General features: G+C 66.5%; 20 protein-coding genes. 7 read left to right on the top strand and 13 right to left on the bottom strand.

The features are described from left to right. The first annotated feature begins 9 nt into the window (after positions 1 to 9). The gene (locus tag C8J39_RS08110) at positions 10 to 1680 is read left to right on the top strand and encodes a formate--tetrahydrofolate ligase (RefSeq protein ID WP_120300019.1); all 1671 of its coding nucleotides are present in this window, start codon (positions 10 to 12) and stop codon (positions 1678 to 1680) included. A gap of 146 nt (positions 1681 to 1826) precedes the next feature. Here the strand turns inward: C8J39_RS08110 and C8J39_RS08105 are convergent, their stop codons facing one another. From C8J39_RS08105 to C8J39_RS08050, 12 genes are all read right to left on the bottom strand, one after another. After that, on the bottom strand, positions 1827 to 3713 hold the full coding sequence (locus tag C8J39_RS08105) for an XrtA/PEP-CTERM system amidotransferase (RefSeq protein WP_120300018.1): 1887 nt from the start codon (positions 3711 to 3713) through the stop codon (positions 1827 to 1829). Beyond that, positions 3714 to 5189 (bottom strand): exosortase A, encoded by a 1476-nt coding sequence (gene xrtA, locus C8J39_RS08100; RefSeq protein ID WP_120300017.1) that lies wholly within the window; start codon positions 5187 to 5189, stop codon positions 3714 to 3716. Next, entirely contained in the window at positions 5186 to 6460 is a 1275-nt protein-coding gene (locus C8J39_RS08095) for a glycosyltransferase (protein ID WP_243649799.1), read from the bottom strand. The genes xrtA and C8J39_RS08095 overlap by 4 nt, the downstream gene beginning before the upstream one ends. Beyond that, complete coding sequence (locus C8J39_RS08090) at positions 6457 to 7482, bottom strand: FemAB family XrtA/PEP-CTERM system-associated protein (RefSeq protein WP_404969330.1); 1026 nt, start codon at positions 7480 to 7482, stop codon at positions 6457 to 6459. Before C8J39_RS08090 ends, C8J39_RS08095 begins: the two co-directional genes overlap by 4 nt. A gap of 8 nt (positions 7483 to 7490) precedes the next feature. Then, on the bottom strand, positions 7491 to 8336 hold the full coding sequence (locus tag C8J39_RS08085) for an XrtA system polysaccharide deacetylase (protein WP_259457516.1): 846 nt from the start codon (positions 8334 to 8336) through the stop codon (positions 7491 to 7493). 1 nt (position 8337) lies between these two features. Further along, entirely contained in the window at positions 8338 to 9411 is a 1074-nt protein-coding gene (locus tag C8J39_RS08080; RefSeq protein ID WP_120300015.1) for an ExeA family protein, read from the bottom strand. A 13-nt stretch (positions 9412 to 9424) separates the two neighbouring features. Continuing rightward, entirely contained in the window at positions 9425 to 11077 is a 1653-nt protein-coding gene (locus C8J39_RS08075) for a hypothetical protein (protein WP_120300014.1), read from the bottom strand. Between the two features lie 23 nt (positions 11078 to 11100). Further along, entirely contained in the window at positions 11101 to 12195 is a 1095-nt protein-coding gene (locus C8J39_RS08070) for an AAA family ATPase (protein ID WP_120300013.1), read from the bottom strand. Positions 12196 to 12199: 4 nt separating this feature from the next. After that, complete coding sequence (locus tag C8J39_RS08065) at positions 12200 to 13723, bottom strand: XrtA system polysaccharide chain length determinant (protein ID WP_120300012.1); 1524 nt, start codon at positions 13721 to 13723, stop codon at positions 12200 to 12202. Between the two features lie 10 nt (positions 13724 to 13733). After that, positions 13734 to 14378 (bottom strand): XrtA/PEP-CTERM system exopolysaccharide export protein, encoded by a 645-nt coding sequence (locus C8J39_RS08060; protein ID WP_120300011.1) that lies wholly within the window; start codon positions 14376 to 14378, stop codon positions 13734 to 13736. Positions 14379 to 14518: 140 nt separating this feature from the next. Beyond that, a complete protein-coding gene (locus C8J39_RS08055) occupies positions 14519 to 15745 on the bottom strand; it encodes a pyridoxal-dependent decarboxylase, exosortase A system-associated (protein WP_120300010.1) in 1227 nt (408 codons plus the stop codon). Further along, positions 15742 to 17382 carry an acyl-CoA ligase (AMP-forming), exosortase A system-associated gene (locus tag C8J39_RS08050; protein WP_183037956.1) on the bottom strand — a complete coding sequence of 547 codons (1641 nt, stop codon included), beginning with the start codon at positions 17380 to 17382 and terminating at the stop codon, positions 15742 to 15744. Before C8J39_RS08050 ends, C8J39_RS08055 begins: the two co-directional genes overlap by 4 nt. Before the next feature lie 94 nt (positions 17383 to 17476). On the opposite strand from C8J39_RS08050, the gene C8J39_RS08045 reads away from it, so the two are divergent. Genes C8J39_RS08045 through C8J39_RS08035 form a run of 3 tightly spaced genes read left to right on the top strand, consistent with a single transcriptional unit; the run spans position 17477 to position 19226 of the window. Continuing rightward, positions 17477 to 17755, top strand: coding sequence for an acyl carrier protein (locus tag C8J39_RS08045; RefSeq protein ID WP_120300009.1), 279 nt, complete (start codon positions 17477 to 17479; stop codon positions 17753 to 17755). 29 nt (positions 17756 to 17784) lie between these two features. Continuing rightward, positions 17785 to 18462 (top strand): hypothetical protein, encoded by a 678-nt coding sequence (locus tag C8J39_RS08040; RefSeq protein WP_120300008.1) that lies wholly within the window; start codon positions 17785 to 17787, stop codon positions 18460 to 18462. Continuing rightward, positions 18450 to 19226 carry a hydrolase 1, exosortase A system-associated gene (locus C8J39_RS08035; RefSeq protein WP_120300007.1) on the top strand — a complete coding sequence of 259 codons (777 nt, stop codon included), beginning with the start codon at positions 18450 to 18452 and terminating at the stop codon, positions 19224 to 19226. The genes C8J39_RS08040 and C8J39_RS08035 overlap by 13 nt, the downstream gene beginning before the upstream one ends. 115 nt (positions 19227 to 19341) lie before the next feature. Here C8J39_RS08035 and trxB read toward each other — a convergent pair whose 3' ends face one another. Beyond that, complete coding sequence (trxB, locus tag C8J39_RS08030; RefSeq protein ID WP_107954934.1) at positions 19342 to 20310, bottom strand: thioredoxin-disulfide reductase; 969 nt, start codon at positions 20308 to 20310, stop codon at positions 19342 to 19344. A gap of 127 nt (positions 20311 to 20437) precedes the next feature. On the opposite strand from trxB, the gene C8J39_RS08025 reads away from it, so the two are divergent. Genes C8J39_RS08025 through fdhD form a run of 3 tightly spaced genes read left to right on the top strand, consistent with a single transcriptional unit; the run spans position 20438 to position 24026 of the window. Then, entirely contained in the window at positions 20438 to 22726 is a 2289-nt protein-coding gene (locus C8J39_RS08025) for an FdhF/YdeP family oxidoreductase (RefSeq protein ID WP_120300006.1), read from the top strand. Next, positions 22633 to 23238 (top strand): molybdenum cofactor guanylyltransferase, encoded by a 606-nt coding sequence (locus C8J39_RS08020; protein ID WP_259457515.1) that lies wholly within the window; start codon positions 22633 to 22635, stop codon positions 23236 to 23238. Before C8J39_RS08025 ends, C8J39_RS08020 begins: the two co-directional genes overlap by 94 nt. Then, entirely contained in the window at positions 23235 to 24026 is a 792-nt protein-coding gene (gene fdhD, locus C8J39_RS08015) for a formate dehydrogenase accessory sulfurtransferase FdhD (RefSeq protein ID WP_120300005.1), read from the top strand. Before C8J39_RS08020 ends, fdhD begins: the two co-directional genes overlap by 4 nt. Positions 24027 to 24034: the final 8 nt, after the last annotated feature.

The following is a 24034-nucleotide window of genomic DNA, read 5'->3' as shown; positions in this document are numbered from 1 at the left end:
GTCGGCGCCATGGAAACCGATATCGCCATCGCTCGCAGCGTCGCCCTGCGCCCTATCGCAGCCATTGCGGACAGTCTGCACATTCCCGACGACGCGATCGAGCCTTACGGCCGGTACAAGGCGAAGATCTCGCTCGAATGGCTGAGCGCGCGCAAGTCTTCGGCGAACGGGAAGCTCATCCTCGTCACCGCGATCAATCCGACCCCGGCAGGCGAAGGCAAGACCACGACCTCGATCGGCCTCGCCGACGCGCTCCGCCATACAGGCCGCAAATCGGTACTCGCACTGCGCGAACCATCGCTCGGGCCGTGCTTCGGGACCAAGGGCGGCGCGACTGGCGGCGGCCGCGCACAGGTTGCGCCGATGGAGGACATAAACCTCCACTTCACGGGCGATTTCCACGCGATCACGGCGGCGCATAATTTGCTCGCGGCGATGATCGACAATCACATACACTGGGGCAACGCGCTCCAGATCGACGTCCGCCGCGTGGTCTGGCGGCGCGTGCTCGACATGAACGACCGCGCGCTGCGTGATATCGTGCAGTCGATCGGTGGCGTCGCCAACGGCTATCCGCGCGAGTCCGGCTTCGACATCACCGTTGCGTCGGAGGTGATGGCGATCCTGTGCCTCGCCGACGGGCTCGCGGACATGGAGCGGCGGCTCGGCGATATCGTCGTTGCCTATACGCGCGACCGCAAGCCGATCACCGCCCGCGACCTGAAGGCGGACGGCGCGATGGCCGTGCTGCTGGCGGAAGCGATCAAGCCGAACCTCGTCCAGTCGCTGGAGGGGACGCCCGCGTTCCTCCACGGCGGGCCGTTCGCCAATATCGCGCATGGCTGCAACTCGGTGATCGCGACGCGGGCGGCGTTGTCGCTCGGCGATTACGTGGTGACCGAGGCGGGCTTCGGCGCGGATCTCGGCGCGGAGAAGTTCTTCGACATCAAGTGCCGCCAGGCGGGGCTGGCCCCCAATGCGGTCGTGATCGTCGCGACGGCACGTGCGCTGAAGATGAACGGTGGCGTCGCCAAAGCTGACCTGGGGCGCGAGGACGTCGACGCCGTCCGCCGCGGCGCGGTCAATCTCGTGCGGCATATCGAGAACATCCGCCAGTTCGGCGTTCCCGCCGTGGTCGCGATCAACCATTTCTACACCGACAGCGATGCGGAGATCGCCGCGATCGTCGAGGCCGCCGCGCACCACGGCTCGCGCGCGATCCTCTGCCGGCATTGGGCCGAGGGTGGCGCCGGTGCGGTCGAGCTGGCCGACGCGGTCGCCGAGCTTTGCGACGGGCACGGGGGCGGGTTCGCGCCGATCTATGGCGACGAACTGTCGCTGTTCGACAAGATCGATACCGTCGCCCGCCGCATCTACCGCGCCGAGCACGCCGTCGCCGAGCCGAGCGTACTGGCCCAACTCAAGCGCTGGGAGGATGCCGGCTATGGCCACCTCCCCGTCTGTCTCGCCAAGACGCAATACAGCTTCTCGACTGACCCAGATTTGCTTGGCGCGCCAACCGGCCACATCGTCCCCGTCCGCGAAGTCCGCCTCGCTGCGGGTGCCGGCTTCGTCGTCGCGATCTGCGGAGAGATCATGACCATGCCGGGCCTCCCGCGCGTGCCGGCAGCAGAAGCGATCCGGTTGAACGATGAAGGGCTGATCGAAGGGCTTTTCTAACAACCTTAAAATTCTCCCCCGCCAGGGGGAGGTGGCTGGCATTTGCCAGACGGAGGGGGAGGCACGCGAAACGCCGGTCCCGTGTCCTCCCCCTCCGTCACCTTTGGTGCCACCTCCCCCTAGCGGGGGAGGATTCGCAGCCGCCTTTACCCAAACATCCGCTTCATCGACCGTTCAAGCATCACGAACTGCCACAACGTCCGACCGTGTTCCGCACGCCCCATCCTGTGCTCGTCGGCGATCCGCGCGATCGTCGCCATGTCGAACCACCCCGTCTCGCCCAGCGTCCGCGACTTGGCGAGTCCGGTCGCCTCGCCCGCCAGCGCGCCACGAAACCAGGCGCTGATCGGCGTCACGAAGCCCATCTTCTGCCGATACAGAATCTCGCGCGGCAGATACGGCTCCATCGCCTTCTTCATCAGCCATTTGCCCTCGCCGTGCCGCAACCGCATGGTCGCCGGCAACGTCGCGCAGAACTCGATCAGGCGGTGGTCGAGCAGCGGTTCTCGCGCCTCTAGGCCGACCGCCATGCTGGTCCGATCGACCTTGGTCAGGATGTCGCCGGGCAGCCAATGCTTGATGTCGGCATATTGCGCGCGGTCGATCGCGTCGCGGGCGGGCGCGTTCGCCATCGTCGCGACATAGCGGTCCTCGGCCCGGTACCCACCGAGCTTCGCGCGAGCGCCGGCGTTGAACAGCTGCGCGCGGAGTTCGGGCGTGGTGACGCCAACCGAGCGCGCATACGCCTCGCCGCCACCCTGCGCGAGCGCGAGCAGCGTCGACTTCGCGCGAAGCGGCCGGGGCGCCCAGTCGGCTTTCGGATACCAGCGGCCGAGGGTCCCGAAGACGTCGGCGCGGAGATGCGACGGCAGCAGGCCGCGGACGCGCTCCTCGACCGACTGGAATTTGTAGCGACGGTATCCGGCGAGCGCTTCATCCGCGCCGTCTCCGGACAGCGCGACGGTGACGCTTTCCCGAGCCAGCGCGCAGACATGGTAGGTAGCGAGTGCGGAGGCGTCCGCGAAGGGCTCGTCAAAGCTCGCGACCAGCGTATCGATCAGCCCGAAATCGCTCGACTGGACGACGCGCTCGCGGTGATCGGTGGCGAAGCGCCGCGCGACGGTGTCGGCAAAGCCGCGCTCGTCGTGCCCAGCTGCCTCGAACCCGATCGTGCAGGTGCGGATCGCCTTGGGGCTCGCCTCCGCCATCAGCGCGACGACCGCGGAACTGTCCACCCCGCCCGACAGGAACGCACCCAGCGGCACGTCGGCGACCATGCGCGACCGCACGCCGGCCCGCATCAGGTCGACCAGTTGCTCGCCCAGCGCCTTGGCCGAGCCGGTCGCGCGATTCGAGAAGTCGACGTCCCACCATTTGCGCGGCTGCGGCACCGACTTGCCGCGCTCGACCAGCAGGAAATGCCCGGCCGCAAGCTTCTTCACGCCCGCGACCATGCAGGCATCATCGGGCACGTACCCGAACGTCAGGTAATCCTCGACGGCGCCCAGATCGGGTACGCGGCGGAGTTGCGGATGCGCGAGCAGGCCCTTCAATTCGGAGGCGAACGCCAGCGATCCGTCGGCCAGTTCGACATAGTGGAGCGGCTTCACGCCCATCCGGTCGCGCGCGAGGAACAGCGTGTGCGCGGCCGTGTCGTGTATCGCAAAGGCGAACATCCCGTTCAGCCGGTCGAGCATCGACGGCCCCCAGGCGCGCCAAGCATGAAGCAGGACTTCGGTATCGCCCGCCGTCCGGAAGAGCGCGCCCTTGGTGGTCAATTCGTCGCGCAGTTCGGCGAAGTTATAGACCTCGCCATTGTAAGTGATCGTCAGGCTGCCATCCGACATCGGCTGTGGCGAGCCTTCGAGGTCGATGATCGACAACCGGCGATGGCCAAGCCCCACGCCCGGCGCGGTCCAGACACCGTCGCCGTCAGGCCCCCGATGCGACAGCGCGGCGATCATCGCGTGGACGCGGTTCGGATCGACCGGCTTGGGGGTACCAGGGTGGAAGATCCCGGCGATGCCGCACATCTAGCGCATCCCCGCGGCGTAATCGGCGACCGGCGCAATCGGGCCGAGCGCGGCGAGGAAGCGCGCGATCGGACGCGGATCGGCGCCCTCGACCGAAAGGTGGATCGCCACCGCGCGTTGCGGCCCCCCGAGCAACCGCGCCTTCATCGTCTCGATCTTCACCAGCGTGTCGTCCTGCGTGGTCGTGTTGCCGACCCGGTACCACGTCGCGACGATCCGCTCTACGGGTCCGGGTGCAGTGATCCGCATGACGCTTCCGCCTTCGATATCTGGCAAATCGGCGACGCGAACCCAACGATCTTCCTCGCGCAGCACGCCGGTACCGTAGGCGATCAGTTCCTTGCTCTCGTGCTGGCTGCCGAACACTCCGATGCTCATGTCGACCTGCGCGCCGGCCGCATCGGCGTAGCGGCCGAACAGATAATGGTCCGCGCCGGGGTAATAGGGCGTCCACGGCGCGCGCGTACTGACGGGGACGCGGTGCCAGCCAGCGATCTCGGGCAGGTCGATATGCGCGGGAAGTGGCTGTACGCGGCTGGCGACTGCGGCGCTCCAGGCCGGGAACGCGGCAACCGTGGCCAAGACCAATGCCGTCGCGATGGCGAGATCGGTCCGTTGACGGGGTGTGACCTGGAGCTTCGCCGGATCGAAGGCGAGATCATCGGGCGCTCGGTCGAACCAGCGCCAGCCGATCGCCAGCACGCCCGCCATAACCAGCGCGAAGAATACCCAGCCATAGACGATATGATCGATCCCGGTGGCCGCCTCGACCGAGGTGAGATCCGCTGCCCAGATCGTGCCGAACGCGCGAAAGCCGTTGGCGATGACCGGTACGACGACCGAGACCACGAGGAACACCGCGCGGCGCTTCCACGACACGAAGCAGAGGTTGGCAACGAGCACCCCGAACGCGACCATCGCGATGACGAACTTGGCGCCCGAACAGGCCTCGGCGACCTCGAAGTAATAGCGCCCGGCGTGGATCAGCACTCCGTCGACCGCCGCGGGTACGCCGACGAGGTGGAGCAGCGGCATGACGATCGCGACCGTGACGGTCTGGAGCGGCGGTTCGAGACCCTCGCCGAACGGTACGAGGAAAAACGCGTAGGCGAGCGGGAAGTGCAATCCGCGCGCCACTTTGGGGCCAAGGATCGTCACGACCGCGCCTTGCAGCATCATCACGAGCCCAAGCTGGCGCGCGAACCCGACCGAGGCTGCATCGCCCATCAGCCAGCCGAACCCGCCGATCGCGACGAGCGCTAGGCCGGGCCACCAGCCGATCGGGGTCAACTGTGCCAGTTCGGCGCGGCGTTGCCAAACGAGCCATGCGATCACCGGGCCAATGAAAAGGCAGTGGCCGAAGGTGGTGCTCGTCCACCAGATATGCGCGAGATCGACGACGTCGCTTCGGAACGCCAGGAGTATCAGCACCGCGACGACCGCGAGTCCGATGCCGTGGCGGCGCCAAGCCATCATGCCGGGAGGCCGAGCAGCGCGTTCAGCGGCGCGAGGCGGGCGTCCCAGCCGTAGCGGCGGATGACCTGCGTGCGGGCGGACTGGCCGAGTGTTGCTGCGGTGTCCGGGGCTTTGAGCAGGTCGCAGATGCGGTCGGCGAACTCCCGCGCGGTCGTGGCGACGCGGATCGTGCCGGCATGATCGATGCCCTCGGCCGCGGCGGTCGAGGCGACGACGGGACGCGCCATCGCCATCGCCTCCAGCACCTTGTTCTGGATGCCGCGTGCGAGTTTCAGCGGGGCTACGCAAACGTCTGCGGCGGCGAGCCAGCCTCGGACATCGTCGACTGCGCCGGTCACTGTGACGTGGTCACTCGCGAGCGTCTGTACGGCAGCGGTTGGCGCGCGGCCGACGATCGCGAAGTGGGCGGGGTGCCGCTGGCGGACGAGCGGAAGGATGTCGCGGGCGAACCACATCACCGCGTCGATGTTGGGGCGATAGTCCATCTGCCCGGTGAAGACGATCAACGCTTCTGCGCCCCTCCCTGGGAGAGAGGGGTTGGGGGTGGGTTGGCCCGCTTGGGTTTCGACCGGTTGCGCCCGGGGAAGCCGACCCACCCCCGGCCCCTCCCTTTCAGGGAGGGGGGAAGATCGGCGGGCGTCTCTGGCCGTCGGATCGAACTTCGCCGAATCGATGCCGTTCTCGACCGCGATGATCCGCCCGGTTGCCCCCCCCTCCCGGAACAGCGCAGCCTCCGCTTCGCTGACGAACAGGCTAGCCGATACCCTGCTCGCCACCTCGCGCTCGAACATACCGAGCAGCCGAGCCTCGCGGCGCATTATCCAACGCATCGGGCCTCGCGCATCGTCAGCAAAACCAGCGAACTTGGCGGAGTCGACGTCGACGAAATCCATGACGACCGGCGGCCCCCCAACCGGCAAATACTGCGCCATCTGACCCGAGAAGCAGTAGACCGCGTTTACCTCTGGCAAAATGCGATTGACTGCATCCTGCATCGCCGCCGTCGCAAAGGCGGTTAGCGAGACGGGCTTACCAGTTGCGAGGGCTTCGAGCGCGGCACGTTTCTGCGACTTCCCGCGCGGCAGGATCGTGCAACTCGCCAGCATATCGGTGAACGCCGCAGGCGGATCGAAGTCGGCTTCGTCGTCGGCGAACGCCACCAGATGTACTGGCGTTAGTTTCGCCAGATACTGGAGGACATGAAAACTGCGGATCTTGTCGCCGCGGTCGGGCGGAAACGGGACGCGGTGCGCGAGGAAGAGCAGGCTCACCCCAGGCCTCGGGAAATCCAAGGTCCTGCTGCATTGGCCACCCAGAGCGGGAGCTTCTTCCACGTCCGTACCATCAGCGCGTATTTCGGGTTCAGCGGGTTCACCTCGCGCGCCGGACCGTTGCTGCGCTTGGCATAAAGCTGCGGTTCGGGCGTAAAGCCCCAGTTCTTCTTGAACGCCGCCGCCCCCGTGCCGGTCTTCGAACGGCCAAAGTCGAACCGCGTGCAGCCCCGCGCGCGCGCATGCGCCATCAGTGCGAAATACATCCGGTCGTTGGCGCGCAGTCCTCGCGCGGCATCGGTCCCGCCGCCCCAATAGGGATAGACGGTACCGTTGAAATACAGGCTCAGGACGCTGGCTACCGCGCGGCCTTTGTGTCGAACGGTGAGAACATCGACGTCCATCATGCTCGCGACGCAGCGGAAAAGCTTGGCGGGAAAAACCGGTGTGCCGAGATTGCGAACCGACTCCGCATAAACCTGATAGTGCTCGGCAAGCAGTTTCCGGTCGTTGCCGATGACGATCTCAAGGTCGAAGCCGAGCGCACGGCGGACTTCGGCGCGCTGCTTTCGGGGGATCGCGAGCAGTTCCGCATCGTCGTCCGCGGCTAGATCGCGAACGAAGCCGAGATAGCTCGTATCATCGCTATCCCAGCCGCCAGGCGCAGGGCCTCCGCGCAATTCTACCGAAGGGCAGCCGGTCAGCAGCGCAAGGTTCCAAGCCCCCGCCGACAGCGGTTCGACCGCGCCACCCAAGATGCCGCCATCGACGCCGAACCCGGTCGACACCAGCGCACGCCCGAACAACGGCGAACGCATCTCGGTCAATGGCAGCACGCCGTTGATCGCGCCTTCGCTTTCCGACACCAGATAGTGCGCACGCTGGCCGCAGCCATCCTGCACCGCGAGGCTCCAGGCCGGGAGGTGGAACGGCGTGGCCTCGTCGCTAGCCTCGACGAACGCCGCGATCCGCGCGCACTCGGCCGGATCACGAAGGTCCGCTTCGCGCACGCCGACGGGCATCGGCGCGGTCACGTCAGCCGCGCCGCTTCGCGCGCTACGACAGTGTCCACACGGCCCCAATCGTGCCGGCCAAGCAGTCCGCGCAACTTGCCGGCCATCGCGCCGAGCCGCGAATAATGACGAATCTTCGAGCGCAACGGCGCAGCGTCGACACGCGGCTGCGACGGATCGATCTCCCACGGATGGAAGTAGAACATTGCCGGACGGTCCTCGCGATTGACCTGCCGCACCGCGAGATCGGTGATCGCCGCCGGGAGTAGCCGGAAGAACCCGCCGCCGGTCGCCAGCTTGCGCTCGCCGAACTTGGCCACCGTCACCGGGACCTCGATCAACGCGCTGCCGGCGAGCGGCTTGAACCCGTAGCGCGGCGCATCGAGCCAGCCGTAATGATCGTGCTTCACTGGAGCGACGCTGGAGGAATAGGCATAGCCCGCCTCAGCAAGTTCGACATGCGCCCAAGGCGTCCGCTGGTCGATCGAGAAGCTCGGCGCGCGGTAGCCCGTGACCTTCGCCCCCGCCGCATCCTCGATCGCCGACCGAGCGCGCGCCAGGTCGGCGCGGAAGAACTCCGGCGTCATTGTGAAGACACGCTGGTGATCCCAGCCATGGCTAGCGATCTCGTGCCCCGCATTGACGATGCGGCGGATCAGGGCGGGGTAGCGGTGGGCTACCCAGCCTAAAGTGAAGAACGTTGCCTTCGTGTCGCGCTCGGCAAATAGGGCGAGGACGGCGTCGGTGTTGGCCTCGACGCGCGGCTGGAGCGAGTCCCAGTCGGCCTTGTCGATCACCTTTTCGAACGCGCCGACCTGGAACCAGTCCTCAACATCGACCGACATGCCATTAAGGACAGGCATTTCAGGCAGCATCGTGCCAGGCGGCCACACCGCGGATCGGTGCGTATTCCGGCTTGGTATCGTCGCCCTCGACCCAGTCGACCAGCAGCGTCAGCACGCGACGTAGCGCCTTGTCCTGCATGTCCACCCGCGCCTCAAGTTCAGCGAGCCGCTCCTCGACCGCAGGATCGGTGCTCGGCGTGTCGACACGCGGCGTGGACACGGGTTCGCGCGGTTCGTGCGCGTTATGCGCACCTTTTCCCCGGTCCTGCGCGATCATTGGCAGGTCGCCCTCAAGGTCACGTTGCACCGCCCGCACCGTATCGCCGTCGATCACCGTAAGGTCGTCGATCGCCGCGTGCAGCATCACCCGCCCGGCAAGCTGGTTCAAACGGCGCGGCACACCGGCCGACCCGGTGAAGAACGCCGCGAACGCATCCTCGGTAAAATCGGGGTTCCCCGTCCAGCCGACCACCGTCAGGCGGTGCGCGAGATAGTCGGAGACCTCATGCTCCTCCATCGGATCGAGATGGTGGATCGCGATCACGCGCTGGCGGAGCTGTTCGAGACGCTCCGAGCCGTGGAGGCGATCGCGGAACTCGGGCTGGCCGAGCAGGACGATCTGCAACAGCGCGTGGCCACCCGCCTGGAAGTTCGACAGCATCCGCAGTTCTTCGAGCGCATCGACGGGCAAGGCCTGCGCCTCGTCGACGATCAGCAGCGTCCGCTTGCCGGTGCGCGCGACCGCGTGCAGCCCGCGCTCGATCGCGGTGAGCAGTTCGGCCTTGCTCAGCCCGGCCGGATCGACCTGCAGGTCGGTAGCGACGATCCGGAGCAGGTCGTCTGCCTCGATCGCGGTCGAGACGAGCTTGATCGCGTTCAGCCGCTGTAGGTCGATCGTGTCCATCAGGTGACCGACAAGCGTCGTCTTGCCCGCGCCGATATCGCCGGTGATGACGATGAAGCCCTCGCCCTGCGCCAGACCATAGCCGAGATACGCCATCGCCTTGCGGTGGGTGGCGGTCTCGAACCAGAATTTGGGATCGGGGGTGAGCTGGAAAGGCCGACCCGTCAGTCCATAATGTTCATCGTACATAAGCTGCTCGCCTTCAGAACTGGTACCGCGCACCGATCAGCGCCTGCGCCGACCAGTCGCTGTCGAGGTCGCCGACCTTGAAGCTGTAAAGCCCGAGCGACGCGGTGGTGCCGAGACGCCCGAAATTGTGAAAATATGTCCCCGTCCCGCCGTAAGACCACACGCCGGTATCGCCGGTGATGTCGTCGACGCCGCTGTCGTAATAATTGACGAACAGGTCGGCGTTGACGCCGGAAACCGGGGTCAGCCTGCGCGTATAGAAGAGCTGGCCATAATAGCTTTCGTCATCGAGACCCGCGACGACCAGGCCGGGTGCGAGCCGCGGTGCATAGAGCTTGCGATTGGCATAGCCGATGCCCGCGCCCCAGGTGGAGCGCCCGCGCGTGGCGGAGATCACGCCGTCGATCCCGCGTGCGCGGTAGCTGGCGGTCGAGATCGACTGGAACACGTCGTTGAGGCAGCCGCCCGGTTGCGCACCGGTGGAGCCGAACACGCAGCCATTGAACTGCTGGCCGAAACCCTGCTGGTTGCCGCTCAGGAAGCTGGTCGGCAAATTGCCGATGCCGGTCCGGAGCTGACGGCCGAAGGTCTGCACGCCGTCATACACGTTGACCGCGAGGCCGACGGAGTCCGATGCCTGATAGGTCGCGGTGCCGGTGTAGCTGAGCGATCCGTAGCGGCGCCCGACATGCCCCTCCACCGAGGTCCGGCGATTGGGCCGCCAGACGACGCCGGCGTCGTAATAGATGCCGTCGGTGCGGTAGGCGACGCGGCGCGGCGATGCCTCGTTGGTGACGAAGCGACCGTCGCGATCGAGCACGGGCGTGCCGGTCGCGTCGACGACCGGATCCTTCTGGCTCGTCTCGATCTTCTCGTAACCGACGCCGGCCGTGAGCGCGACATAGGGCGAGATCGGCTGGAGTATGTCGCCGCGGCCGTAATAGCCCTCGTAACGCTGCTTCAACTGGCTGGCGGTCTCGCGGTCGTAAGCGCCGCTGACCGTGAGCCCGAACGGCGCGATCGCACCGGGGCGCACCGAGGCGCTGGCGGTCACGGTGTTGCCGATCGAATCGTCGTAATAATCGAGCCGTTGCCCGCCCAGGCCCGCATCGCCGAACGTCGGCGTATCGACCTTGGTATAGCCGAGCCGGTAGTTCGCGTTCAGCGTCACCGGGCCGGCGTTGCTGGTGAAACTGGGGCCGGCATAGACCGAATAGATCTGGCTGACGTTGCTGACATTGCCGACGAGAACGCCCGGCGCCGCGCCGCGGATATCGGAGCGCGACCGGGTGGCGATACCGGCGGCCTCCAGCGTGAGGTTCGGCGTGACGCGGGCATCGACGCGCGCGAGGCCCGAATGGATATCATCATCGCCGAGACGATCACCCCAGCCGAATCGATGCTCGTACCGATAGCTGACTTGGCCCGAGATACGCTGGGTCTGGACCGCCGCGTCAACGCCGGCGGCGAGGCTGGTATAGGTCAGCACGTCGCCGCCGTTGAGATCGGCGGACAGCGTCTGGTTTGCCTCGACATACGGATTGATCGTAATGCGGCGCGACGATTGCGCAGGTTGCGTGGCCAGATCGGCCTGCGCGACGACCGGTGTGGCGGGCAGTGCCGCGAGCACGCAACCGCCGGCGATCAACGCCAGCCTCCGGGCCATCCGCCTAGTGTGGTGTGTCCGCATCACGACGCATGCCCGTAATAGCTGCCGAACCGCGCACCGCCCTGGACGAACGACACGGCATTCAGGACGAGCTGGATATGCTCGCACCCGTCGAGCAGGTTCACTGCCGCCCGCAATTCATTCTCGGGGGTGTGGTCGGCGCGGACGACGAGCATCACCTGCCCTACCCGCATCGCCAGCACCGACGCCGGCGACGCCGCCAGCGCAGGGGGCGAATCGAAGATCACGACGCGGCGCGGATTGGCCTCGAGCAGGCGCGCGATCACCGACTTGGTCCGCGCGCTGGCGAGGAGTTCGGTATCCATGCTGGTCTTGGACCCGGCAGGCAGGATCGAGAGATGCGGTACGTCGGTCTGGATGACGAGATCCTCGACGTCGATCCGGGTATCGCCCAGCGCATCGAGCAGTCCGGGGCCATCGGTGAGGCCGAGCTGCGCGACGACATCGGGCTTGGCGACGTCGGCATCGACCAGCAGCACTTCGGTATCGCGTTCGGCGGCGATCGAGAGCGCGAGGTTGATCGCGCAGAACGTCTTGCCGTCGCCGGGGCGCGCCGAGCAGACCAGGATCATGCGCGCCTTGTCGGCGCTCCCGCTCTCCGCAATCCGCGCGCCGGTGATCAGCAACTGCCGCTTGATCAGCCGGAACTCCTCGGCAAGCGGGCCGACGGGCGCGCCGGGGACAATCATGCCGTTCGCGGCCAGCATCCCGCGATCGATCCGCACGGTGTCGGATGCTTCGTCGGGCAGGTAGAATTCATCGGGAAGCTCGTCACCGACCGGTGCGCGCAGTTCTTCCGGGATCGCTAGGAAGGTGGGGTCGACGAATTCGTGCGGCGGCTCGGCCTCGGATAGCGGCGCAGACGCCGCAACAGGCGTTTCTTCGAGCGGCGTTTCGAACTTCGGCGACTCGGGTTCCGGCACCTCGACGACGGGGGGGGCCACGGGCGCGACCGCGGGCGCAACCGGGGGCGCGGCGACCTGCGGCGGAGTCGGCACGACGGTACCGCGCAGCCGGGCGTGCGCGTTGAAATCATACACCTTGGCCGCTCTTTCGAGCAGCGAGGGTTCGCGATCAGGCTTCGTCACGGTCATCCCCCTATGCCGCCAGCCCGCGCTGGAGGATCTCTACCCCCAGCAACAGTACATAGGCGACGCCCAGTGCGGCCGTACCGCCCAGGAACATCTTCAACTTGTGCCGACGCTGGCCGGATTGCACGCGCGTCACCACTTCGCCGATCGACCCGATCACCGGCATGCCTGCCGCCTTTTCGAGCCGCGCGGTCGTCGCGAACGTGGATCGCAGCTTCCCCATCGCGAAGGCCGCGCCGATTCCCGCCGCGAGTCCCGCGATCAGAACCCCCGTGAGTAGCAGCAATCTGTTCGGCGCGCTCGGCTTGCTCGGCATCGTCGGCGGATCGATCACGCTGAACTTCACGTGATCGCTCTGCGACTGCGCTTGACCCACGATCGCGGTCTGCTCGCGCTGTTTGAGCAGCGCGTCGTACTGGTCCTTCAGCACCTGATAATCGCGATCGATCGAGCCCTGTTCGGCGGCGACTTCGGGATCGCCCGACAGCTTCGAATTGAGCAGGTCGAGGTCGCCCTGCAACTGGCTCCGCCGCATCCGTAGCGAGGCGACCGTGGCGGTGCGATCCGCGACCATCGACTGGAGCGACGCGTAGAGCGGGTTCTGCGCGCTGCCTCCTGCACTGCCGCCTGCCAGCGGCTCGCTGCGCGCGGCCGCGGTGGCCGATGCGAGCTGGCTCTTCAGCGCGATCACGTCGGGGTGGTTCTCGGTATAGCCGCGCGCGCGGGCATCGGCGAGCTGACCCTGGATCGCCTGGAGCCGTGCGCGCGCCGGCCCGGCCGCGCCAGCGACGCCCCCCGTCCCTGCGACCGTTGCCGGCGTCCCGGCCATCTGGCCCTGGACCGCGGCAAGGCTCGACTGCGCGGCGGCGAGATCGCCGTCGACCTGCGACATCTGCGACCGCGCGGCGCTGATCCGGTCGCTGACCGAACCCGTGCCGGGGAGAGCGCCGAGATAGCGGTTCTGGAAGTCGGCACGCTTGGCCTCGGCGTCGGCGAGCTGCTTCTGGCGCGAGGCGAGCTGCTGGTCGAGGAAAGTCAGGCTCTGCGTCGTCTTCGAGCGATCGCCGGCGAGGTTCTGCTCGACGAACAGGTCGATCAGCTTCTGCGTGATCTGGCGTGCGAGCTTCGGGGTCGCGGCGCTCGTCGTGATCTGGAACAGATTATCCTGTTGCGACACGATCTTGATGTTCGGGGCCAGCGCCGCGACGCGATCGGCGACGTCCCGGTCGCTCGACACGGTGTTCGCGAGATCGGTGCCGCGCACGACCTTTTCGAGGTTTACCGCCGAGATCAGCGTCGTGCGGATCGTGTCGACCGTCATCGGCGCGACCTGTGGCACGCCGTCCATGCCCGAGGGCAGGATCGTCTGCATCTGTACGAACACGCGCGCGGTCGAATCGTAGCGGCTCGGGATCTGCGACACGACCAGCCAGCCGAGCACGCACACGCCCCATGCCACCGCCAGCGCCAGCCAGCGCCGCGTCCAGATCGCATGAAGCGCGATCCGTACCTCGTCGTAGATCCCGTTCATCCCGATCGCCTCAGAACATCGATTCGGGGATGATGATCACGTCGCCCGGCGCGAGCCGGACGTTGGCCGACGAATCGCCCTTCTTGAGCAGGTTGTTGATCTGCAACCCGAACTCGGTCTGCTTGCCGGTCGCGCGATCGTAGCGCACAAGTCGCGCCTTGTTGCCCGCCGCATACTGGCTGAGGCCGCCGACCGCGATCATCGCATCGAGCAGCGTCATGTTGGCGCGGTACGGGATCGACGCGGGCTTCTCGGTCGCGCCGACGATGCGGACCTGCTGGCTGTAGGTGCCGCTGAAATTCTCGACGATCACCGAGACGATCGGGTCCTTGATATAGGCCCCGAGCGCCTTCTTGATGTCTTCGCTGAGCATCGCGGGGGTCTTGCCGACCGCGGGCAGGTCGTTGATCAGCGGCGTGGTGATCCGGCCGTCGGGACGCACCTGGACCTTCGACGACAGCTCTGGATTGCGCCAGACGAAGATGTTGAGCTGATCGAGCGGGCCGATCACATATTCCTCGCCCGGCAATTCCTGCTTCGCGACGAACGAGGCGGGCGGCAGTGCGGGCGGCGTGCTGCCGGTCGTGCACGCGCCGAGCGTGGTCGCGGCGAGGCCTAGGGTCAGCAGGGATTTCGATACAGATCCGGAACGCATGGGTAACTTTCTCCTGGCGCCGCACCGTCCATCGGTTGCCCGACGGGCGGCTAACTCAGCCTTCGCTATGCAAGTAACAGGTGAAGATAGCGTTAGGAGCGCCCCGTAACCATGCCCCGCCAAGGCACTGCAACTGCGCCTTATATACTAGTAACGATCTCGGACGCCGGTGGATGCCCGAGAAACGCAGTCGGGCTGGCGCTCGCCCCGTAGGCGCCCGCCATGAAGATCGCGATCAGGTCGCCGACATGGACGGGGGGGAGCGCGACCTTGTCGCCGAGCCGGTCGAGCGGGGTGCAGAGCGGGCCGACGACGGAGACGGTTTCGGTCGGCGCGTGGCCCATCCGCGCGGCGACCGCGATCGGGTAGTTGCGGCGAACGACGGTGCCGAAATTGCCGCTGGCGGCGAGCTGGTGGTTGAGGCCGCCGTCGACGACGACGAAGGTCTCGCCCTGGCTTTGCTTTATGTCGATGACGCGGGTGAGGTAGACGCCTGCTTCGGCCACGAGCCAGCGGCCGAGTTCGATCGCGAATCGGGTTTCGGCGAGGATCTCGGGGCGGGATGCGAGCGCTTCGGCCAGCGCCTTGCCGACCCGTTCGACGTCGAGTGGCATGTCGCCCGCGAAATAGGGGACGCCGAAACCGCCGCCGAGGTTGACGAGCGGGGGGGCGACGCCGGCCTCCCCGGCGAGCCGTGCCGCGAGCGCGATCGTCGCGGCCTGCGTCTCGATGATGGCACTGGCATCGAGCGCTTGGCTGCCGGCGTAGATGTGGAACCCGCGCCAGTCCGCGCCCGCTGCGACGATCGCGTTCACGAGCGCTGCCGCCCGCACGGCATCGACCCCGAACGGCGACGCGCGACCGCCCATTCGCATGCCGGAGCCGCGGAGTTCGATGTCGGGGTTCACGCGGACCGCCATCCGCGGTGTTTGTCCGAGGCGGTCGCCGATCGCGAACGCCCGCGCCGCCTCGCCTTCCGATTCGACGTTGAGCGTGGCGCCGGCGGTGATTGCGGCGGCGAGTTCGTCGTCGCGCTTGCCGGGGCCCGCGAAACTGATCGACGCGGCCGGTTTCACGATCATAGCCTTCGCGAGTTCGCCCGAGGAGGCGACGTCGAGCCCGTCGACCAGCGGGGCGATCGCGGCCAGCAGGTCGGCGTGTGGATTGGCCTTGATGGCGTAATGGAGGTCGATCGCCGGCATCGCTGCTCGGAAGCGTGCGATGCGGGCAGCGACGATCGCCATGTCGTAGACGAACAGCGGCGTGTCGCCGGCCTCTACCGCCCAACCATCGGCAGGCCGACCGCCGATCGTTAGCGCGCCCGACTGCGCAACAAACTCAGGAGGAAGAGCACCCATCGGTTTCATGACGCGCTCCCTTCCATGTTCCCCCGCGAAGGCGGGGGCCCAGACTGGACTCCCGCCTCTGCGGGAGAACAAGCTTTTACCTCCAACGCAATGCCAGACCTGTCCAGCTTCCCATTGGCATTGCGCGGCAATTCGTCCCGCCAGAGGTATATCCCCGGCTGCATGAAGCTCGGCAAAGCAGTCCTCAGCCGCGCCCGCAACGCCGTCTCCTCGCTCGCATCCCCCGCCAGCATCACGACGATAGCCTGCCCCAGCCGCTCGTCCGGCACCCCGACGGCGACTGCCTCGCGCGCCTCGCCGCCTGCCAGCACCGCCTCCTCGACCTCGAGCGGGCTGATCCGGTTGCCTGCGCTCTTGATCATCTCATCGTCGCGGCCGACGAATCGGAGCAGGCCGTCCTCGCCCTCGACGACGGTATCCCCTGACCAGACCGCAATGCCGTTGCCACCGGGGGCCGGGCGGAACCGCTGCGCCGTCCGCTCCGCATCCTGCCAATAGCCTTGCGCGACGAGTGGCCCCGAATGCACGAGTTCCCCCGCCTCACCCGGCGCAGCGCGCGTGCCGTCGGACTTCACCACCGAAACCTCGGCGAACGGGATCGCCCGCCCCATCGCTTCGGGATGCGTATCGATCAGCGCCGGGTCGAGATAGGTCGACCGGAACGCCTCGGTCAGCCCGTACATCGCGTACACATCCGCCGCCGGGAACCGCTCCCGAAGCCCGCGCACGAGCCGCGACGTCAGCGCACCGCCCGAATTGGTCAGCCGTTTCAACCGTGCTGCGGTCCCCGCCGACCAGTCTGCCTCTAGCAACTGCACCCACAAGGGCGGCACGCCCGCCAGCGTCGTCGCCCCGACCCGCTCGACCGCCTTCACCACGTCGCGTGCGACGAGGTAGTCCAGCGGCGCTACCGCCGCGCCGGCTGCCCATGTGGAGAATAGCTGGTTCTGGCCGTAGTCGAACGACAAGGGGAGTACGCCGAGTATGCGGTCTTCAGGCTCCAGCTTCAGATAGTGCGCGACGGAGATCGCGCCGAGCCACAGGTTTGCGTGGCTCAGCATCACGCCTTTCGGCCGGCCGGTGGAGCCGGACGTGTAGAGGATCGCGGCCAGGGTATCGGGGTCGGCGTCGGACGGACCCATCATTCCGCTCCCCTGCGGAGGCGAGGGGTTGGGAATAACGGGCGTTGCGCTTTGCAATCCTGGGCCCCCGCGTTCGCGAGGGAACAGAGAAAGAGGATCCGTCTCGTCCACGATCGCGCAGCCATCCGGCACGTCGCCATCGTCTAGCGTCCCAGCCCGCGCGCTCTGGGTCACCAGTAAGCGAGCGCTGCTATCCCCCAGGATATGCGCGACCTGCGCTCGACGGAGCAGTGGGTTGACCGGGACATGCACCAGCCCCGCTCGCGCCACCGCGAGCGGCATCAGGCAGGCGACGCGCGTCTTCGGCAGCCACGTCGCGACGCGGTCGCCCGCCGACAGCCCTCGGCCAGCGAGCCACCCCGCCAGTGCACCGACCCCTGCCTCAAGCTCGGCAAACGTCATCGTGCCCGCCTTGTCGACCAGCGCGACGGCATCCGGCGCACCACGCAGCGCGATGTGGTCGATAGGGTACGGCGTGGGGTCGAGCGCGATCATGAACCCCTAATAGCGCCAAGCCCCCTTTAGCGCGAACCCGTTGCCGAATTCACCCCCACACGCTAGCGGAGCCGGGTTCCTAACCGTTCAGGCGATGCTCGTGATCTTCGAAGGCACTTCCCAAGTCGAAACGACGGTACGCGCCGTCCTCGCCGATATCCTCGGTCTCAGCGTGGACCGCGTCGCCGCGTTCACCGCCGACACACCGCTGTTCGGCGCGCTGCCTGAGCTCGATTCGATGGCGGTGGCAAGCGTGCTGACCGAACTCGAAGACCGGCTCGGCATCCTGATCGAGGACGACGAGATCGACGGCGAGATGCTCGAGACGTTCGGCGCGCTCGTCCAGTTTGCTGCCAGCAAGGCACTGGTCTAGCTTTAACGGGGGGTCTAGCCTCACCCGGGATGACCGGCCTGCGCTTTGACACCTATGACTGGAGCGGCGGCTGCGAAGCGATGCTGCGGTTCGGCCCGGATGCCGGCCCGATCGTCATCGCCGCCCTCCCGCTGTTCGAGGAAGCGAACCGGACCCGCCAGTTCCTCGTCACAATTTTACGCGCACTCGCGGTTCTTGGGATCGGCAGCGTGCTCCCCGATCTCCCCGGCACCGGCGAGAGCATCGTCGTCACCGGCGAAGCGCGACTCCGCAAACAGCGGACAGCCTATACCGAGCTTGCTCAGCAACTTGGCCGGAACACTTACGGCATCTCGATAAGAAGCGGCGCGCTCTTCGATACCGACGCGGCCCTCGCCGGACGATGGCAGCTGTCCGCGCAAACCGGCGAAGACCTGTTGCGTGAGCTGGACCGCACGCGAACGACCTTCCGCTCCGCTCGCGCCACCGAAACCGACTATGCGGGCAACACGCTGTCCCGCGAAATGCTAGCCGACCTCCGTGACGCCACACCCTATGCTGGAACCGGCCCCCTGCAAGGTGTCAGGCTCGAATCCGATCCACGCGACGCAGACGTGAAATATGCTGCATCACCCCTGTGGCGCCGGTCGGAGCCGGACAATGATACTGCGCTGGCTCAGATACTTGCCGACGACATCTCGCACTGGATCGCATCGTGCGAAGGCTGATCGCGTTCGCTTGCGAAGGCGAAAGCCTTGCCGCAACGCTGGACGAGGCAGACGGGTCGACAGGACTGCTCATCGTGTCCGGCGGCAATGAAATCCGCAGCGGCGCACATCGCGGGATGGCGATGCTGGCGCATCGACTGGCCGCCGCTGGCATACCCGTGTTCCGTTACGACCGCCGCGGCGTCGGCGATTCGACGGGCGACAATAACGGCTTCCTCAGTGCCGAACCTGACCTGATCGCAGCCGCCGGCGCGTTCCGCCGCGCGGCGCCGAAGGTCAGCCGGTTGGTCGGCTTCGGCAATTGCGACGCGGCCAGCACACTCGCGCTGTTCGGACGATCGGCGGGGATCGACCGGATCATCGTCGCCAACCCCTGGGTCGTGCAACCGATCGACGACCTCCCCCCCGCCGCGGCGATACGGGCCCGCTATCACAGCGCGCTATGCGACCCCGCAACCTGGCGACGCGCGCTGACAGGGCAGGTCAGCTTTACCAAGCTTCTCAGGGGCTTGAAGAGGGTTTTGACCGCCAAGACTGAAGAGCGTGCTTCACTAGCGACCAACGTCTTGACCGCGCTTGACGGCTGGCACGACGACGCCGCCATCGTCCTTGCGAATGGCGACGCGACCGCGATCGCCTTTGCTGCACGGTATCGCGGCGGCGCGAAAGTGAAGCGGTTCGACACGGCGTCCCATAGTTTTGTCGGGGCGGAGAACGCCGCAGCACTCCACGCCGCGATCGTCGACGGGATGGCGCACGAGTAGCTGCTCTGGTCCTGATGAACGCAGGACCAGAGCCATAACCGCTATCGCTTGGAAACCTGGATCCTGACTTTCGTCAGGATGACGATGACGATGACGATTACGAAGGACGCGGGCGTTATTCCGCGGCTTCGGCCAGCTCCGCAAACTCGGCCGCCGCAAGGAAGCGCTCGGCATCCAGCGCCGCCATGCAGCCCGTCCCGGCCGCCGTCACCGCCTGCCGGTACACCTTGTCCGCGACGTCGCCGCACGCGAACACACCCTCGACGCTGGTCCGGGTCGAACCGGTCTCGACCGAGATATACCCGTCCGAATCGAGATCGATATGGCCGCGGAACAGCTCGGTCGCCGGGTGATGCCCGATCGCGACGAACCCGCCATCGACCGCAAGCCGCGAGCGCTCGCCAGTGACCGTGTCCTCGAGCTCCAGCGCGACCAGACCCGCATTGCCGCCGCCGTCGACGAACTCGCGAACCTCCTTGTTCCAGAGCACCGTCACGCCCTTGTGCGCGAACAGCCGCTCCTGGAGGATCTTCTCCGAACGCAGCGAATCGCGACGGTGGATCAGGGTCACGTCAGGCGAATGGTTGGTCAGGTACAGCGCCTCCTCGACCGCAGTGTTGCCGCCGCCGATTACCGCCACCTTCTTCCCGCGGTAGAAGAAGCCGTCGCAGGTCGCGCAGGCGCTGACGCCCTTGCCCTTCATCGGCTCTTCGCTGTCGATCCCGAGCCACTTGGCCTGCGCGCCGGTCGCGATCACCAGCGTATCGCCCTCGTACACGTCGCCGCTGTCGCCGATCAGGCGGAACGGGCGGCTGGTCAGGTCGACCTGCACGATGGTGTCCCACATCATCCGCGTACCGACATGCTCGGCCTGTCCTTGCATCTGCTCCATCAGCCACGGACCCTGGATCACGTCCTTGAAGCCGGGATAATTCTCGACATCGGTGGTCGTGGTCAGCTGGCCGCCGGGCTGAATGCCCTGCACGACGATCGGCGCCATCCCGGCACGCGCGCCATAGATCGCGGCGGAGAGCCCGGCGGGGCCCGAGCCGAGGATAAGCATGCGGGTCGTGTGCGTCGTCATCAGAGTTCCTTGGGAGATTCGAGATTGCATCTAGGCGATGCGCGGCCGGATTTGAACCGCCGGTAAATCTGTGCCGCCTGCATCGAAAGCTTTGCCACTGCGTTGGACGATAAAAGCGGAGATGAGCATGAGCGACGACCGGACCGTAGAGATCGAGGATTACACGGCACCAGCAGGCGGCTGGGGCTCGATGAAGTCGCTTGTCGAGATTTCCGCGCGCGAGAAGGTCGGGCCTGAGGTGATCCGCGAACTCGCCCGGCAGAACAAGCCGGATGGGTTCGCGTGCGTCAGCTGCGCGTGGGGCAAGCCCGCGCATCCGCACGTCGCGGAGTTCTGCGAGAATGGGGCGAAGGCGACGGCTTGGGAGCTGACCTCGTTCCGGGTCACGCCCGCATTCTTCGAACAGCATACCGTCAGCGAACTGGTAGGCTGGAAGGATTACGATCTCGAGCAGGCCGGGCGGCTTACGCATCCGCTGAAATATGATGCTGCGACCGATAAGTACGCGGCGTGCAGCTGGGACGAGGCGTTCGCTGGCATTGGCGCCAAGCTGAAGACCTATGATCCGACCAAGGTCATCTTCTACGCGTCGGGTCGCGCCAGCCTCGAGACGTCGTACATGTATAGCCTGCTCGCGCGGATGTATGGCAGCCAGAACCTGCCCGACAGCTCGAACATGTGCCACGAGACGACCTCGGTCGGGTTGAAGTCGGCGATCGGCTCCGCGGTCGGCACGATCCACCTGTCGGACTACGAAAAGTGCGACGCGATCTTCTATTTCGGGCAAAATCCCGGAACGAACAGCCCGCGGTTCCTGCATCCTTTGCGCGATTGTGCGAAGCGCGGCGTCGAGATCGTCGTGTTCAATCCGCTCAAGGAGCGCGGGCTGGAAAAATTCCAGGATCCGCAGAACCCGATCGAGATGGTAACGGGCAAGTCGACGCCGATCGCCTCGCAATACCACCAGCTGAAGACCGGCGGCGACGTCGGCGCGATCATGGGGATGTGCAAATACCTGATCGAAGCTGACGACAACGCCAAGCGTATCAACGGCCTTACAGTCTTGGATCACGCGTTCCTAAGCGAACACACGACCGGGTTCGAGGCGTTTGCGGATGTCGCGCGCGCCACCGATTGGGCGACGATCGAGCATGAAAGCGGCTTGGCGCGTACCGAGATCGAGGCGGCGGCCAAGGTCTATGCGAAGTCGAAGGCGGTCATAGCGGTGTACGGGATGGGGCTGACCCAGCACGTCGGCGGGATCGACAACGTCCACATGCTCGTCAATCTGATGCTGCTCCGCGGCAATATCGGCAAACCGGGCGCCGGCATGGGTCCGGTCCGCGGGCATTCCAACGTGCAGGGCCAGCGCACCGTCGGCATCACCGAAAAGCCCGAACTCGCCCCGCTCGACAAGCTTGCCGAGCAATACGGGTTCGAACCGCCCCGCGCGAAAGGCTGGGATACGGTCGAGGCGTGCGAGGCAGTCCTCGACGGCAGCGCGCAGGCGTTCGTTGGCCTTGGCGGCAATTTCGTGCGCGCGATCCCGGATCACGCGCGGATGGAGCCGAAGTGGCGCGCGCTCGACCTGACGGTGCACATCGCAACCAAGCTCAACCGCTCGCACCTGCTGCCGGGCGAGACGTCGTATCTGCTCCCCTGCCTCGGCCGGATCGAGACCGACATGCAGGGCACCGGGCCGCAGAGCGTGTCGATCGAGGATTCGTTCAGCCAGATCTACGGGTCGAAGGGCAAGGCGACGCCGGCGTCCGAGACGTTGCTGTCCGAGCCTGCTATCGTCGCGGGGATCGCCAAGGCTACACTCGCACCTAATCCGAAGCTCGATTGGGACGCGTGGGTGCGTGATTATGCGCGCGTTCGCGATGCGATCGAGGTGACGTATCCGGACCTGTTCAAAAACTTCAACGACCAGATGTTCACGCCCGGCGGGTTCTGGAAGGGCGTGCCCGCGGCGCATCGCGAGTGGAAGACGAAGAGCGGCAAGGCGGAGATCAACGTTCCGCAGGCGCTGAACGTGACCGGGTTCGAGGAAGCGGAGGGCCGCTTCCGGCTAATGACGCTGCGGTCGAACGACCAGTTCAACACGACCGTATACGGCTATCACGACCGTTTCCGCGGCGTGAAGGGCACGCGCGACATCGTGTTCATGAACCGCAGCGACATGATCCGGATGGGGATCACGGATGGCGACGACGTCGATCTGGTCGGCGATGCGGGTGGCAATTCGGATCGCCGCCTGAACAAGCTGCGCGTGGTCGAATACGCGATACCCGAGGGCTGCCTTGGCGCGTACTACCCCGAGTGCAACTTGCTCATACCGGTTGCTCACCATGCTCGCGAAAGCCATGTTCCTGCAGCGAAATCCGTGCCGGTGCGGATCGAGAAGACGCGCTGACCGAGAAGCGTATTCTCGGCGTCGTACTCGCGGGCGGGCGGTCGTCGCGCTTCGGGTCCGACAAGGCGATGGCGGTATTGGACGGACGCGTGCTGGCTGAGCATGCGCGGGCGCTGCTGTTGCGTCATGTCGAGACCGCGATGGTTGCGGGACGCGATGGGGCGATCCGTGACTTGCCGAGCGCGGAGATCGGGCCATTGGGGGGCATCGCCGGCGCGCTCGGTTACGCAGCCTTGCATGGGTTCACGTCGGTGCTGACGATCGCGTGCGACATGCCGTGGTTGCCGGACGGGTTGCTGACGGCGCTGTCCCGACGCGCCTCCGCCTATTGCCCCGACGCTCCGGTGCTCGGGCATTGGGAGACGTGTCTGCTCGGCAATTTGCTGACCCATATCGAGACCGTGCCGCGGCGATCGGTTCGCGGTTGGGCGGAGGCGATCGGGGCTATCCCGATCCCGGCGGGTGCGCCTATCCCGAACGTCAACACGCCGCAGGACCTCGATACCTTATGAGCACGTCGCGCAACGAAGCGATCAAAGTCCTGCGGCCTGACTCGATTACCGCGGGCGAGCGCGTCATAGCGATCGAAGTCCCGGTCGCGATCGAGATCGACGGGCTCGGCTATGCGGTGATGATGATGACGCCCGCCGACCTGGCCGAATTCACGACCGGCTTCCTGCTGACCGAGCGGCTCGCGGACAGCGCCGACGACGTTCGCGACATCGATATCTTCGAGGCGGAGGCCGGCTGGATCGTTCGGGTCGGGCTGTCGGATCGGTGCAAGGGGCGCATCCACGACCGCATCCGCCATCGGACCAGCGACACGAGCTGCGGGTTGTGCGGGATCTCCGGGCTCGAACAGATCCGCAAACCGGTCCCGCGGACGCCGCCCAAGCCCGACACGCCTGTGGACGCGCTGTTCGCCGCGCTGGGTGGGTTACGCGCTCACCAGCCTCTCAACGCGGCTACGGGCGCGATCCATGCCGCCGCCGCCTGCGACCGCGAGGGTCGGATCGTTGCGGCGTATGAAGACGTCGGCCGTCATAATGCGCTCGACAAGCTCGTCGGCGGCATCGCGATCACGGGGCAGCCGATGGACGGCTTCATCCTCGTCACGTCGCGGATCAGTTTCGAGATGGTCGACAAGGCCCTGATCGCCGGTGCGCCGATGCTGGTGGGGATCTCCGCGCCGACCAGCCTGGCGATCGATCATGCACGCGAGCACGGCCTGACGCTGCTCGCACTAGCCCGCGGCGACGCGATCCTGGTGGTCAACGATCCGTGGGACGTCTTCGCCTAGCCGCGGGT

The sequence above is a fragment of the Sphingomonas sp. PP-CC-1A-547 genome (assembly GCF_003610375.1).
Classification (GTDB): Bacteria; Pseudomonadota; Alphaproteobacteria; order Sphingomonadales; family Sphingomonadaceae; genus Sphingomonas.
Note: the sequence above shows the minus strand (reverse complement) of the source record. Positions and strands in the feature narration are given on the sequence as shown.